Below are 13,902 nucleotides of genomic sequence, written 5' to 3' on the forward strand. Positions count from 1 at the left end.
CGGACTGGAAAGGAGAGAGTGTATGGACAAGAAAAAAGCGGGGAATACAGTATTTATTGTTTCGCTGGTCATAGTTGCTGTTATGGCTATATGGTCAGTTGTGTTTAATGATAGTTTTACGGTTGTCTCCAATGCGGCGTTTAATTTTCTGACCACAGATTTCGGGTGGCTGTATCTGCTGGCGATGATCGTGTTTCTGGTATTTATCGTATATGTGGCCTTTGGCAGATTCGGGAAAATCCGTCTGGGCGGTGATGATTCCAGACCGGAATACAGTAATCTTACCTGGTTTGGCCTTCTGTTTGGCTGTGGTATGGGTGTAGGTCTGGTATTCTGGGGAGTCGCAGAGCCGTTGAGCCATTATCTGAATCCGACGGAAGGAATCGAAGGAGCAACGCCTGAAGCGGCAGATTTTGCGATCAAATCCTTTTTTACCCATTGGGGAATCCTGCCCTGGGCAAACTATGCGGTGATTGGTCTTGCGCTTGCTTATTTTATGTTCCGCAAGAATAAAAAGGGTCTGATCAGCACGATCCTGGAACCGCTGATCGGTGAAAAGCTGGCAAATGGATGGCTTGGAAAGCTGGTAGACATTCTGGCGGTATTTGCAACAGTTGCAGGAGTGGTAACATCTCTTGGGCTTGGGACACTGCAGATCAACGCCGGATTGGAATATATGTTTGGAATTCCTTCTAACCTGATGGTACAGATCATCATTATTGTGGTGGTTTCCTTCCTTTACATCGGATCTGCGGTATCCGGTATTGAGAAAGGCATCAAGATCATATCGGATACAAACCTGTATGTTGCTATCGGGCTGATGGTCGTATGCTTTATCGTAGGGCCGAAGATCGAGGTGTTGAATAGTTTTATCAATGGCATCGGTCAGTATATTGGCGATTTTATCCCGGATGCAATGTGGATCAATGCTTATGGCGACAACAGCTGGCTGGGAAGCTGGAGGCTGTTCTACTGGGCATGGTTCATTGCATGGGCTCCGTTTGTTGGTGTATTTATCGCCCGTATCTCCAAGGGACGTACCATCCGTGAATTTGTGATGGGCGTGGTACTGGTTCCGGCTATCGCATCCTGTATCTGGGGAGCTGTTTTTGGAAACCTTGGAATCAACCTGGCAGAAAAAGGCAAAATGGCGATCGAAACTCTGCAGGAGGCTGTCGCTACGCCGGAGGTCGGATTGTTTGTCGTATTAAATGAATATCCGCTGGGATTTTTGCTGTCCATTGTGGCGATCGTATCTCTGTGTGCATTCTTTATTACGTCTGCAAACTCAGGCGTATATGTATTGTCAATGCTTTCCACAGATGGAGATATCAATCCTCCGAACAGCAAGAAGATCCTCTGGGGTGTGATTCAGTCTGTTATGGCTGTCGGCCTGCTGATGGCAGGAGGACTGAAGCCTCTTCAGACCATATCGCTGGCGGCGGCGTTCCCGTTCATTTTCATCATGTTCGGAGCATGTGCGTCATTTATCAAGGCAGTCCGCTCAGAAAAGGTTGTAGAGAAGCATGAAACAGGCAAGAACGCTGTGGACCAGGCAGAGACCGGAAGTCTGGGAGGAGCTTAAAAGCTCCGGCATATACCGGGTAAAAAAAGAATATATCGAAGAAAAAAACGGATCCATCACGGATTATTATCTGGAACTGTACCGATGGTATACGAAGACCGCCAAAAAGTATCTTACGATCCCTCCAGGCTGTGAGTATCCCATCTGGCTGTCGCTGGGCGAGGAGTTCATGCTGCAGCCAGTGGAGAATACTGTGATCCTGAAACTCGAGATCCCGGAAGGGCAGTATCTGATCTGCAATATGAAAGGATGGGATTACCGGGTAAATTACTGGTATGTTCCTCTGGATCAGGAAGATGACAAAAAGCACAAAGAAGAGCTTAAGCGTTATGGCATTGCGTCAGAAGATGAACTGGTGACCGGGCGGAAGGGTGAGTTTTATCCAATGCTGAAAAGAAAGATCACTGGCAGCTGGGAGCGGATATTTACGGTGCCGCCGGATACGGAAGAGAATGCGGCGGCTACCGCGTGGGAGCTTCGGAAAAGCTGGGTGCGGGAAGTGAGAAGATATGAGTGATGGAACAAAAGAAATAAAAAAGATGTTTACCGTGCAGGCGGATAGAGTGCTGTGTACGCTGGCCAGAGACGGCGTATACTATGTGAAAAAAAGTTACGTTCAACAAAAATATCAGGAGACGGCTTGGATCTTCCGGGAAGCCTACGATTTTTTTACAGCGCATGCATCTGAAATTTTAAGTAAGCCCCTTGAAGCTGAATCCCCGGTATGGCTTTTCGGCGATCCCGTATGGGCGCTGCCGGATCCGGGCACTCACCGCCTGCAAATAGAGATCCCCAAGGAGGAAGTCCTTTTATTTGACCGGCGTAAATGGAACCGGATCCTGAATCTTTCTTATGTAGGAACGAAGGAAGAGGAACAGGAATTTGACGCACGGATGAAAAAGCAAGGGGTCATGGATGCGTCGGATGTCTTTGCAAAGCCCTATTATCCTCAGCTGAAGGCGGAAATCAAGAAGAGCTGGAGGCGGCTGTTTGATGATTTTCATGAGGAGAAGATGGATGTAAAAGATATCCAGGGCGCTTCCTGGTGCCTGAAAAAAGAGTGGATCTCGGCAAAAAAATAGAGAAGGTCAAACAATAAGACGGAATAGAAAATATGTTCTATTCCGTCTTGCTTTTTTGATCAATGGTTAAGATCCCGTTTTCTTTTGTAACATCAAATTTCAGAGGATTCTCTCTGGCCCATTCCGGGTCTTTGTCTGCATGATCCTTCCAGATATAATAGGCCTTCAGGAAACCGCCATGAACCATTTTCTCTGCATTCAGCCGTGCCTGGACCGCATCGTCGAAATTCTGGAAGGTGCCAAGATAAAAGCGCTTCCCTTTAAAACCGATGTCAACGCGGTAACGGTCGTTTTTCATTTGATAGACGCCGCGGAAGCCGCTGGTGTTATCTTTTCTGTGCTTTCGGTTTTCCAGGATCTCTACACAGGTGCCGTCGATGATATGAAGCTGGCCTGCAATGTTTTTCTGGTTTTCTGTCTTGAGACAGCCGCAGCTTTTATAATTTCCATGTACCAGTTTTGCTTCTGAGATATCAGAAGTATTGCCGCAGTCGCAGAGACAGTGCCAGTATACAGAGCCGTTCTGGTCTCTTTTTTCTGTAGGGAATAAAGCCGTCAGCCGTCCGAATCTTCTGCCGGTAATGTCAAGTATCTTGCTGCCGTGTTTTTGTGTCAAAAGTGTCTCCCTTCTCTCACTTAAAAAGTGTACCTTCTCAAACCCTTCATTGTAAAATTTATGTAAATGGCATTAAGTTTATTTTACTTGAAAAAGCGCGCTTTTTCAAGTGCCAGTATGATCTGGAACTATTTTCCTTTTTACAGGAACCGGACACATAGATATAACCGGGAAATATTCGAAAATATCAGGAAAGGAGTAGAAGAGTGCAGAGACTATCGGGTATAATAGAGACTATAAAGAGGATATCATATAGATTATATCTGGTAAAGGGGAATGTGGATGAAAGCAAAGATACTGATCGCTGACGATGAAAAGGAGATTCGTGATATTGTAAAGATGCTGTTGGAAGGGGAAGGCTATGAGGTAATGGCGGCAGCTGACGGGCAGGAGGCGCTTTCGCTTGCAGATGCTTCCGTCGACCTTTATATCCTGGATGTGAATATGCCGAAATTGTCAGGATTTGGAGCGGCAGCAGAGATCCGGAAACATTATTATGCGCCGATCTTGTTCCTGACGGCGTATTCCGGAGAGTCGGACAAGGTCATGGGATTTTCGGTAGGTGGGGACGATTATCTGGTCAAGCCCTTCTCTAATATGGAACTTCTTCTGAGAGTACGGGCGCATCTTCGAAGAGCAAAGGATTACGGCCCGGCATCCGTTCCAGAGGTGGCTGAGAGGGAAGAACGGCCAGGGATTATTCATTATAAGGATCTGAGGCTGGATCTGGACAGACAGTCCGTAGAGAAGGATGGAGAGGTCATTGTACTGACTTATACAGAATTTAAGATCCTGGAACTGTTTTTGACTCATCGCAAAAAGATATTTTCCATGGACAATATTTACCAGAGTGTCTGGGAGGATGAAGCAGTGGGAGATGGTACTATTATGGTACATATTAAGAATCTGCGTAAAAAGCTGAAAGATAATTCCAGAAATCCGGAATATATCAAAACGGCATGGGGAAAGGGGTATTATGTCGATTAAGGGGAAAAAGCTGGCTGTCGTGATATTGGAATATTTGCTGATCAGTGTGCTGATATCGTTATTCGTGTTTTGCTTTTTGTATTTTTTGTCGGGGTCTATTGTAGAAAACTATTTCTGGCACCATGGGATTGTATTGACAGAGGTACAGAAAAGGGTATTCAGCGTCTGGCTGCGGAGCGTGTGCGGGCTTGCAGGGCTGATTATTTTTGTCGTTTTATTCCTGTTCATGCTGGGGCAGAGACTGTCTTATCTGATTCAGATCATCCAGGGGGTGGAGCTGCTGAAGGAAAAGGAAATGGAGACCAGGATCCCGCTGGAAGGTGACGATGAATTGACGAGGCTGGCAGAAACGATCAATTTTGTGGCGGCATCCAGAAGAGAGCTGGATCAGAGAGAACGGCAGATGCAGGAGGAAAAGGAGGCATGGGTACGCTCTATGTCCCATGATATCCGAACACCGCTGACCTCAATGGTGTCTTATTCGGAGCTTTTGCTGGACAAGGAAAATCCGGAGCCGGAGGAGTTGAGAGACGCTGTACGGCTGATGCATGAGAAATCCCTGCAGATAAAGGAACTGACGGATCAGCTGATGGGGCAGGAAGGAATCCGTTGGGAAGATATAGAAGATATTGCCTTTCTATTTTCTCAGCTGGTGCAGGAGTGGGAAGAGATCCTGGAAGAACGTTTCACGATCAGGACAGATCTGAGCGGACTTGCAGCCTTGGAAGGCAGGATGGATATCTTTTCATTAAAAAGGATCTTTGACAATCTGATATCTAATATAGAAAAGTATGCGGACGAAGAGAAGGAAATATTTTTAAAAGTGGAAAATCAAAATCGATACGTGATCATTACCCAGGAAAACGGAATCCGAAGGGACGAGCGTCAGGAAGACAGCCATAGGATCGGTCTTGCAAATATACGTAAGCTTGCACAGATCTACAAAGGGGATATGGAGGCCGGGGAGATGAATGGGACCTTCCGTATCCGGATCAGACTGGAAATCTCTCCGGTTCTTCAGAATTCTTCAGAAATCTCTCCATAATTTCTTTATGAAAAATTGTTAAACTGCGTTTGTAAAGAAAAAGAGGAAAGAAAAGGAGAAATAATTATGGCGATTGGAATGATTGTAATTTTGTTTGTAGGACTGTGTGTGATCAGTATTTTAGGAACGCTTCTGCTCCTGCTGGTTAAAAGTGAGAAAGCGAAAAGAAAGATATTTTATGCAATGAGTGTCTGGGGAATGGCGGTTGCTGTGCTGAGCGCGACCAGTCTGCCGACCAACTATACGGCGCAGCAGATTGCGGCATGGGCTCTCGGGTTCTTAAGCGTTGCCGGAATAGTTGTACACGTAAAAGCAAAAGAAAAGATGCAGCTTAATATAGCGTATGCATTGGTTATAGTATCCTGCCTGGGAGGAGTTGTAAAAATGTTCCTTATTTAAAGCAGGCAGAATTTCAGAACAGGAAAGGGATAACGGATGAAAAAGATTGTTTTTTTGGGAGACAGTATTACAGATGCATTTCACAAGATGAATGTGGATGAGGAAAAGCTGGGAAATGGATATGTAAAAATCATCTCTGAGAAACTGAAAGAAAGAAAAAAACAGGTTTTTATCCGCAATGCCGGGCACGATGGGTTCACCGTGTCCGGCCTTCTGCGTTTGTTTGAGTATGACTGTATGCAGCATGATCCGGATCTGGTAAGTATCCAGATCGGGTGTAATGATGCGGCAGTGTTTATGAATACCGGGAAAACGCTTGAAGCACAGGAGTTTGCAGAGAATTACCGCAGGCTTCTCGGGCGGATAAAGGAAAGTACCAGAGCAGAGATTCTGTGTATGGGGCCATTTATCTTTCCTCATCCGCTGGAGTATGCAAACTGGATCCCGGTGATCAAAAGAATTGAAGAGATAGAGCATGAGGCAGCCCGGGATATGGCAGCCAGGTTTCTGCCGCTGCACGATATTTTGAACCGGACGGCGGAGAAAGAAGGGTATGATGCAGTGACGGCAGACGGAACGCATCTGACCAGATATGGAGCAGGGATCGTAGCGGATCTGTGGATCGGGGCAGCCATGGAGATGGGAATTTAAATGTTGGATTTTTGACTGAATGGATTGACTTCTCCCAGATACGGTGCTATGATAATGATATCAAAATGATATCACAACTCAGAGAGAGGAGAGTCACTATGAAGAAAGAAAATGTACAGGAAAAAGTGCTGCATCCGGCCAGTGGATATCTGATGCTTCTTTTCGGGTTAGTTATATTGATTGCAGGGATTGGAGGCATTATTGCGGGATCGGTTGTGGGAACTATGAACGAAAATGGAGTGCTGATCGGTGTAGGCGTCTGCGTGGGGACAATCCTGATTATCGCTGGGATTCTGTTTCTGTGCGGGCTGAAAGTACTGAATCCTAATGAAGCATATGTGCTGACATTATTTGGAAATTATTATGGAACGATCAAACAGGAAGGATTCTTCTGGACGAATCCTTTCTGCTCGGCGATCAATCCGACAGTAAAAGCATTGCCGGTTGTAACGGGAAAGGTGGAAGGTTCTGTCGGGACCATATCTGTGGGAGCCGGAAAGAAGGTTTCCATGCGGATGATGACACTGGACAATAAAAAACAGAAGGTAAATGATCTTATGGGGAACCCGGTAGAGATAGGAGCGGTTGTGATCTGGCGCGTGGTAGATCCTACCAAAGCTGTGATCAACGTGGAAAACTATAAGAATTACCTGTCTATTCAGTGTGATGCAATCATCCGGAATACGGCAAGGCAGTATCCTTATGATACGAATGAGAGCGGGGATGAGAAATCCTTGCGGGGAAGCAGCCAGGAGATTGCAGACATCATGTGTCAGGAGCTTCAGAAGAAAACAGAAGATGCGGGTATCAAGATTGAAGAGGTGCGGATCACCCATCTGGCTTATGCGCCTGAGATTGCATCCGCAATGCTGCAGAGGCAGCAGGCTGCCGCTATCATTGACGCCAGACAGAAGATCGTGGAAGGTGCTGTCGGCATGGTAGAGATGGCACTGACAAAGCTGAATGAAAACGAGATCGTTGAGCTTGATGAGGAGCGTAAAGCAGCCATGGTCAGCAACCTGCTGGTAGTCCTGTGCGGCAATAAAGAGGCTCAGCCTATTGTAAACAGCGGAACACTGTATTAACGAAGGCCTGGGAAAGGTAACGGCGGCAGACATAAGAGTCACCAGATCGGCTGCCGGAAAACTGGACGGAAAGGGGGCGTGCTTTTGGGAAAAGAGGATAAAGCGGCGGAAAAATCAAAAGCCAAGAAACAGGTCCCCCTGCGCCTGTCACAGAAGCTGTATGATGAGATCGCTCAGTGGGCGGAAGATGATTTCCGGTCAATGAACGGTCAGATCGAGTACCTTTTGACAGAGTGCGTGAAGCGCCGGAAGGGAAAAAAGGAATAAATAGGATCTTAAAACGAGATTTCCGTAGATGGTGCAGGAAAAGGACGTATTGCGAAAAGCGATACGTCCTTTTCCTGTGTGGTATATGGTCTTGATGACAGGAAGCAGAAATAAGGGAAAAAACCAGAGAAAATAGTTTGTACCACTTTTCTTCAGTTATTTTTCGTGTATACTGTTTAGAGGGAAATAAAGAAGAGGGGAATGTACTGCAAAAACAGAATTTCAGATAATTTGTGGGCGGGTAAAACAAATGAGGAAGATGAAGGAGAGGGTAAAATGTTAAAGATCATGCATAAAATTGACAGGAGAAAAGCAGCGGCAGTGCTTGTGATCCTTTTAGTGATGATTCTTTCGGTGACTGTTTTTTCAAAGGCGGCAAGCGACCCGGAGAATCATGCGGAAACAATCGAAGCGCTCGATGAAAAGAAAGAGGATGTCCTGAAACTGACGGCGACATCAGCGGCAGCGGCCACTGCGCTTGCGGCAATACCCGGCGACGCGACGACACCTGTGGCAAATAAAATGGCGGATCTGTCATCGTATTTTTTGATCATTCTGATGGTTGTTTTCCTGGAAAAGTATTTGGTCACGCTTACAGGATATGCAGCATTTACAATATTGATTCCGGCAGCATGTGCACTGTTGATAGTGGGGATATGTGTGAATCGGACGTTTCTTCAGGTGCTGGCTTTGAAAATAGCCGCATTTGGACTTGTGATATTCCTGATCATCCCAATCAGTATGAATGTTTCGGCGATGATAGAAGAAACCTATGATCTGAGTGTTGAGGAAACGATGGAAGAGGCGGAGGGAATCACGGAAGAAATAGATGAAAGTACGGATTCAGAGGGTAATATTGTAGAGAAAGCCTTATCCAAGATCAAGGATGGAGCAGAGGGGCTGCTGAAAAAAGGCGAAACTCTTCTGAACCATTTTATTGAAACGATTGCTGTAATGCTGGTTACCTCCTGCCTGATCCCGATCATTGTACTGGTGTTTATGTCCTGGTTTGTCAAAATGTTATTTGGATTGAAGATAAGCGCTCCAAAAGATATGCCGAAACGGATTGCCACGAAGTTCCCCGGATATAAAAAAGAAGTGAGCGGGAAACTTTCCTAAGTAAGTGAGCATGACTTCCTTTCCCCCTGCATAGATTGTAAAAACAAGATGTGCAGGGGGATTTTTCTTGAAGGATTATATTGAAGAGCGGGCGGTGGAGATCGCATACTATATCATCGAGCACAAGGCCACAGTGAGGCAGACGGCAAAGCAGTTTGGGGTGAGTAAATCGACGATACATAAGGATGTGACGGAGCGTTTGTGGCAGGTGAATCCGGCCCTGGCGGCAGAAGCCAGGAAGGTGCTTGATGTCAACAAATCCGAACGCCATATCCGGGGCGGCCTTGCTACAAGGGAGAAGTATCTGCATCAGCATGCATAAAAATTTGCTGTTGCATTATTGGAAAAATATGTTAATATAGTGCCTGTGAAAAGGAGAGGTTACTATGAACAAAAGATTAGTTGTCTTTCAGGGCCCAAATGACGTTGTGGAATTCGTAAGGAAGGTTACGAAATATCCATATGATATGGATATGAAGCACGGAAGGTATATCGTTGACGCGAAATCTTTGCTCGGCCTTATGAACCTTGGATTCCAGAAAAAGATTGAATTAAAAGTCTATGGCGACGATTGTGAGGAGCTTTGGAACGATATCAGAGAATTTGTAGCGGCATAAAAATGCAGCAGCAAAAGGACTATGCAGGAGTAAAGCAGATATGCTTTGCTCCTGTTTTTATATGCGCTTATCGGAAACTGCATTGACAAATATTCGTGAAAAGAGGATAATGGTTCGAGTCGGAAAGGAAGATGAGGGAACTTGAAAAGTTTGGTACAAAAGAAGGATAGAAGCCATTATCTGTTCAGTAACCGGGAGCTTACTGCTTTGATCATCCCGCTGATTATTGAACAGATGCTGGCTGTGCTGGTGGGGATGGCCGACAGTATCATGGTGGCGAGCGTCGGGGAAGCAGCAGTGTCTGGTGTTTCCCTGGTAGACAATATTATGGTGCTGCTGATCAATGTGTTTTCGGCGCTGGCCACAGGAGGCGCTGTCGTAGCGGGGCAGTATCTGGGACAGGGAAGAAAGGAAGGTGCCAGAAAGGCTGCAGATCAGCTGGTTTGGTTTATCACGATCTGCGCAGTGGCGATTACATTGCTCATTTATGTCTGCCGCTACTGGATCCTGCATGGTGTGTTCGGACAGATTGATGCTGAAGTGATGGGCCATGCCAATACCTATCTTTTGATCGTAACGGCATCGATTCCCTTTATAGCATTATATAACGGCGGCGCGGCCATTTTCCGGACGATGGGAAATTCCCGGATCTCCATGCGGGTATCTATTGTGATGAACATCATCAATGTGACGGGAAATGCGATCCTGATTTATGGAGTACACATGGGAACTGCCGGAGTGGCGATCCCGACGCTGGTTTCCAGAATCGTTGCGGCGGTTTTGATCATGGTGCTTCTCTGTGACAGCCGGAGAGAAATATCGGTGACCCCGTCGCTGAACTATCGCCCTGATTTTATGCTGATCAGGAAAATCCTGAGCGTTGGAATACCAAATGGACTGGAAAACAGTATGTTTCAGCTGGGGAAAATTATTGTGCTGAGCCTGGTTTCTACCTTTGGGACTTATGCAATCGCAGCCAATGCTGTTTCCAATACTCTGGCTTCATTCCAGGTCCTGCCGGGAATGGCCATTGCACTTGCGGTCACCACGGTGATTGCAAGGTGTGTCGGGGCGGGGGATTATGAACAGGTGAAATATTATACCAGAAAATTAATCCTGATCACCCACGGAGCGCTGGTAATTACAAATGTTGTCATTGTGGTGGCGCTTCCATTCATCTTAAAGGTTTACCATCTGTCGGATATCACAGCAGAGACAACTTCGCAGATCGTTATTTTTTATGCAGTCTGCAGCGTGCTGTTCTGGCCGTTATCATTTACCCTCCCGGCTACATTCCGGGCATCCGGTGATGCGAAAATGTGTATGATCATTTCGGTGGTGTCTATGTGGATATTCCGGGTCATTTTCAGCTATGTGCTGGGCGAATATCTGGGCATGGGCGTATTCGGAGTGTGGGTGGCTATGATCATCGACTGGCTGGTACGGGAGAGCTGTTTTGTGATAAGGTACCGCAGCGGGAAATGGAAACACCAGGCTATTTCTTAAGGGGAATTTTCGCAGGAACGTAGAAAAATGTCATTGTAAAAGTGGATTTCCTACTTTATAATAAATAGATACAATGATTTTCGAAAAAGAAAATGTAGTTGTTTTGACAGTGTATATAAGGAGGAACAAGGGTGAAAAGAGAGTTAGTCATTGTCCTGGATTTTGGCGGGCAGTATAACCAGCTGGTGGCAAGACGTGTCCGGGAATGTAATGTATATTGTGAGATTTATTCTTATCGGATTGATATTGAAAAGATCAAAGCCATGAATCCTAAGGGAATTATCCTGACCGGAGGACCAAACAGCTGTTATCTGGAGGATTCCCCCACATATTCCAGAGAATTATTTGAACTGGGAATCCCGGTACTTGGCCTGTGCTATGGGGCGCAGCTGATGATGCATGTGCTGGGGGGCAAGGTAGAACGTGCAGACGTGAGAGAGTACGGCAAGACGGAAGTCCTGATCGACAAGAAGACTTCCAAAGTATTCCAGGATGTATCTGAAAAGACTGTATGCTGGATGAGCCATTTCGATTACATTTCAGAGATCGCACCGGGATTTGAGATCACAGCGCACACAGCAGACTGCCCGACAGCAGCGGCAGAAAATGAAGAAAAGAAGCTGTATGCGATCCAATTCCATCCGGAAGTGCTTCACACACAGGAAGGAACGAAAATGCTCTTTAACTTTGTGCGGAATGTCTGCGGATGTGCAGGAGACTGGAAGATGGACTCCTTTGTAGAGAGTTCCATCGAGGCAATCCGTGAGAAGGTGGGAGACGGCAAGGTATTGTTGGCGTTATCCGGCGGCGTGGATTCATCTGTGGCAGCAGGACTTCTTTCCAGAGCTATCGGAAAGCAGCTGACCTGTGTATTTGTTGATCATGGCCTCCTCAGAAAAAATGAAGGGGACGAAGTAGAGGCAGTCTTCGGACCGGAAGGGGATTTTGACCTGAATTTTATCCGTGTCAATGCACAGGAAAGATATTATGGCAAGCTGGCCGGTGTGACAGAGCCGGAGCAGAAGCGTAAGATTATCGGCGAGGAGTTTATCCGCGTATTTGAGGAAGAGGCAAAGAAGATCGGCGCCGTAGACTTCCTGGCGCAGGGAACTATTTATCCGGATGTGGTAGAGAGCGGTCTGGGCGGAGAATCCGCTGTGATCAAATCTCATCATAACGTAGGCGGACTTCCGGATTACGTTGATTTTAAAGAAATCATCGAGCCGCTTCGTGATCTTTTCAAAGACGAAGTAAGAAAAGCAGGACTGGAACTGGGACTTCCGAAAGAACTGGTATTCCGTCAGCCGTTCCCGGGACCGGGACTCGGTATCCGTATCATCGGAGAGGTGACGGCAGAGAAGGTAAAGATCGTGCAGGATGCTGACGCTATTTACCGGGAAGAGATCGCAAATGCCGGACTGGACCAGGAAATCAATCAGTATTTTGCGGCACTGACTAATATGCGTTCTGTTGGCGTCATGGGAGACGAAAGGACTTATGACTATGCAGTGGCGCTGCGTGCGGTGAAGACGATTGATTTCATGACAGCCGAGGCGGCGGAGATCCCGTATGAGGTGCTGCAGAAGGTGATGAGCAGGATCATTAATGAGGTCAAGGGGGTTAACCGGGTATTTTACGATTTGACCAGTAAACCGCCGGGGACGATAGAGTTCGAGTGATGAAATTGGATTTAGAAAGCTAGTGTTTATGCGGGTTGCAAGCAAATTTGTTTAGGCGCTGGCAACGATTTGGCAACATTTTCAACATCACGCACTAAATAATTACATCAATGGCATAAGAAAAACCTTGCTGATTTTCAGATATGGAAACTGAATATCGGCAAGGTCTTTTTTATGCTTATTTCTGCTTTTTCTTTTTAGATGTTTTCTTTTCTTCTTTCTCGATTTTCTGAAATTCTTCCATGAGCATATCACTGACCGCCTGTGAGGGGACTTTCGCCCAATGCTTTGAGGTGTCCAGTTCCGGGTACTTGTACCGCCACTGGTCGTATTCCTCTTTGGTAATCTCGCCCTGTTCCAGTTTGGCGGCTTGCTCCTGCCATGCGTGGAACATATCGAACATGGACGTATAAGTGGAATAGTCGGACTTGTCAAGGCGCAGGCAGATTTCCCCGTCAATCTCCCCGATTTTCAGCCCGTACATATCTTCCAACGCAAAGAGCGTGTGCATAAGCCCGGTATAGGTATCAATATCCGGCACGGTGAGGGCGTGGGTGCTTACATCAAAGATATTCGCCATTTCTTTTACAAGGTCGTGCTTCGGTGTCCTTGCTTCGGTTTCATACTGTGCCATACGGACATCAGAGGTCTTTCCGAGAAATCCGAGGATTTCGCCTAACTGTTTCTGTGTCATGCCTTTTCGGTTGCGGAAAAAGCGGATACGTTTGCCGATTGCCATAATAAAACCTCCGTTATTGTGAAGTGAGGTAAAGTCATGCCAGCTTGATTACGCTCCGCTTCATCTCGCTGTGGCGGTGCGCCATATACGCCTGTCAGAAAGCAGTTCAGCGTGTGCAAGCACCCGCCGTCCTGTTTTCTTCCAGTCGTGCATGACTTTACTTAAACAAATCTGTTGAAGTTAGTATAACATGGTGCAATAGGAATAGCAAGAATAACTTAAATAAAAAAAGTTAAGATTTTCTTGAAAACCACTTGACTTAACGGAATTTATTTAGTATTCTATATGCAACACTTAAACAAAAACAGTTAAACATTGAAAGGAGGGGATATCTGAATGACAGAAAAATCTTTTATGACAGTGGAGGAAGTGGCAGCGGAACTGCGTGTGTCAAAGTCAAAAGCCTATCAGATTGTAAGGGAACTCAACGCAGAAATGCAGAAACAGGGCTATCTGACGGTGGCAGGACGTGTGAACGCTACATTTTTTCATAAAAAAGTATGTTACAGCGAATAGAAGGGAGTT

17 protein-coding genes are annotated in these 13,902 nt (G+C 46.2%); 15 read left to right on the forward strand and 2 right to left on the reverse strand.

Annotated elements, in window-relative coordinates; translation table 11 throughout:
* Positions 1-22 precede the first annotated feature (22 nt).
* Genes BKD12_RS06135 through BKD12_RS06145 form a run of 3 tightly spaced genes read left to right on the forward strand, consistent with a single transcriptional unit; the run spans position 23 to position 2,667 of the window.
* Positions 23-1,585: a BCCT family transporter gene (locus BKD12_RS06135; RefSeq protein ID WP_070088436.1), complete on the forward strand. Its 1,563-nt coding sequence runs from the start codon at positions 23-25 to the stop codon at positions 1,583-1,585.
* Positions 1,527-2,102: a DUF3841 domain-containing protein gene (locus tag BKD12_RS06140; protein WP_070088437.1), complete on the forward strand. Its 576-nt coding sequence runs from the start codon at positions 1,527-1,529 to the stop codon at positions 2,100-2,102. The genes BKD12_RS06135 and BKD12_RS06140 overlap by 59 nt, the downstream gene beginning before the upstream one ends.
* A complete protein-coding gene (locus BKD12_RS06145) occupies positions 2,095-2,667 on the forward strand; it encodes a DUF3841 domain-containing protein (protein ID WP_070088438.1) in 573 nt (190 codons plus the stop codon). The genes BKD12_RS06140 and BKD12_RS06145 overlap by 8 nt, the downstream gene beginning before the upstream one ends.
* Positions 2,668-2,704: 37 nt before the next feature.
* Here BKD12_RS06145 and BKD12_RS16435 read toward each other — a convergent pair whose 3' ends face one another.
* Positions 2,705-3,283 carry an AP2/ERF family transcription factor gene (locus tag BKD12_RS16435; protein ID WP_083262858.1) on the reverse strand — a complete coding sequence of 193 codons (579 nt, stop codon included), beginning with the start codon at positions 3,281-3,283 and terminating at the stop codon, positions 2,705-2,707.
* 282 nt (positions 3,284-3,565) lie between these two features.
* On the opposite strand from BKD12_RS16435, the gene BKD12_RS06155 reads away from it, so the two are divergent.
* The 11 genes from BKD12_RS06155 to guaA all read left to right on the forward strand — a co-directional run bounded on the left by BKD12_RS06155 (position 3,566) and on the right by guaA (position 12,638).
* The gene (locus tag BKD12_RS06155) at positions 3,566-4,270 is read left to right on the forward strand and encodes a response regulator transcription factor (protein ID WP_070088439.1); all 705 of its coding nucleotides are present in this window, start codon (positions 3,566-3,568) and stop codon (positions 4,268-4,270) included.
* Positions 4,260-5,315, forward strand: coding sequence for a sensor histidine kinase (locus BKD12_RS06160; protein WP_070088440.1), 1,056 nt, complete (start codon positions 4,260-4,262; stop codon positions 5,313-5,315). Before BKD12_RS06155 ends, BKD12_RS06160 begins: the two co-directional genes overlap by 11 nt.
* 66 nt (positions 5,316-5,381) lie before the next feature.
* Positions 5,382-5,714 carry a hypothetical protein gene (locus BKD12_RS06165; RefSeq protein ID WP_070088441.1) on the forward strand — a complete coding sequence of 111 codons (333 nt, stop codon included), beginning with the start codon at positions 5,382-5,384 and terminating at the stop codon, positions 5,712-5,714.
* 36 nt (positions 5,715-5,750) lie between these two features.
* Positions 5,751-6,365, forward strand: coding sequence for an SGNH/GDSL hydrolase family protein (locus BKD12_RS06170; protein ID WP_070088442.1), 615 nt, complete (start codon positions 5,751-5,753; stop codon positions 6,363-6,365).
* A 98-nt stretch (positions 6,366-6,463) separates the two neighbouring features.
* The gene (locus BKD12_RS06175; RefSeq protein ID WP_070088443.1) at positions 6,464-7,450 is read left to right on the forward strand and encodes an SPFH domain-containing protein; all 987 of its coding nucleotides are present in this window, start codon (positions 6,464-6,466) and stop codon (positions 7,448-7,450) included.
* An 84-nt stretch (positions 7,451-7,534) separates the two neighbouring features.
* Positions 7,535-7,717: a type II toxin-antitoxin system antitoxin gene (locus tag BKD12_RS06180; RefSeq protein ID WP_070088444.1), complete on the forward strand. Its 183-nt coding sequence runs from the start codon at positions 7,535-7,537 to the stop codon at positions 7,715-7,717.
* A gap of 276 nt (positions 7,718-7,993) precedes the next feature.
* Positions 7,994-8,836 (forward strand): hypothetical protein, encoded by an 843-nt coding sequence (locus BKD12_RS06185; RefSeq protein ID WP_242872722.1) that lies wholly within the window; start codon positions 7,994-7,996, stop codon positions 8,834-8,836.
* Between the two features lie 67 nt (positions 8,837-8,903).
* A complete protein-coding gene (spoIIID, locus tag BKD12_RS06190; RefSeq protein ID WP_070088445.1) occupies positions 8,904-9,158 on the forward strand; it encodes a sporulation transcriptional regulator SpoIIID in 255 nt (84 codons plus the stop codon).
* Between the two features lie 64 nt (positions 9,159-9,222).
* Positions 9,223-9,453 (forward strand): HPr family phosphocarrier protein, encoded by a 231-nt coding sequence (locus tag BKD12_RS06195; protein WP_070088446.1) that lies wholly within the window; start codon positions 9,223-9,225, stop codon positions 9,451-9,453.
* A 150-nt stretch (positions 9,454-9,603) separates the two neighbouring features.
* Positions 9,604-10,959 carry an MATE family efflux transporter gene (locus tag BKD12_RS06200; RefSeq protein WP_408606941.1) on the forward strand — a complete coding sequence of 452 codons (1,356 nt, stop codon included), beginning with the start codon at positions 9,604-9,606 and terminating at the stop codon, positions 10,957-10,959.
* A gap of 131 nt (positions 10,960-11,090) precedes the next feature.
* The gene (gene guaA / locus BKD12_RS06205; protein WP_070088448.1) at positions 11,091-12,638 is read left to right on the forward strand and encodes a glutamine-hydrolyzing GMP synthase; all 1,548 of its coding nucleotides are present in this window, start codon (positions 11,091-11,093) and stop codon (positions 12,636-12,638) included.
* Positions 12,639-12,816: 178 nt separating this feature from the next.
* Here the strand turns inward: guaA and BKD12_RS06210 are convergent, their stop codons facing one another.
* Positions 12,817-13,377: a helix-turn-helix domain-containing protein gene (locus BKD12_RS06210; protein WP_070088449.1), complete on the reverse strand. Its 561-nt coding sequence runs from the start codon at positions 13,375-13,377 to the stop codon at positions 12,817-12,819.
* 336 nt (positions 13,378-13,713) lie between these two features.
* Here BKD12_RS06210 and BKD12_RS06215 point away from each other — a divergent pair, with 336 nt between their 5' ends.
* The gene (locus BKD12_RS06215) at positions 13,714-13,893 is read left to right on the forward strand and encodes a helix-turn-helix domain-containing protein (protein ID WP_016302462.1); all 180 of its coding nucleotides are present in this window, start codon (positions 13,714-13,716) and stop codon (positions 13,891-13,893) included.
* Positions 13,894-13,902 lie beyond the last annotated feature (9 nt).

The organism is Merdimonas faecis, assembly GCF_001754075.1.
Taxonomy (GTDB): domain Bacteria; phylum Bacillota; class Clostridia; order Lachnospirales; family Lachnospiraceae; genus Merdimonas; species Merdimonas faecis.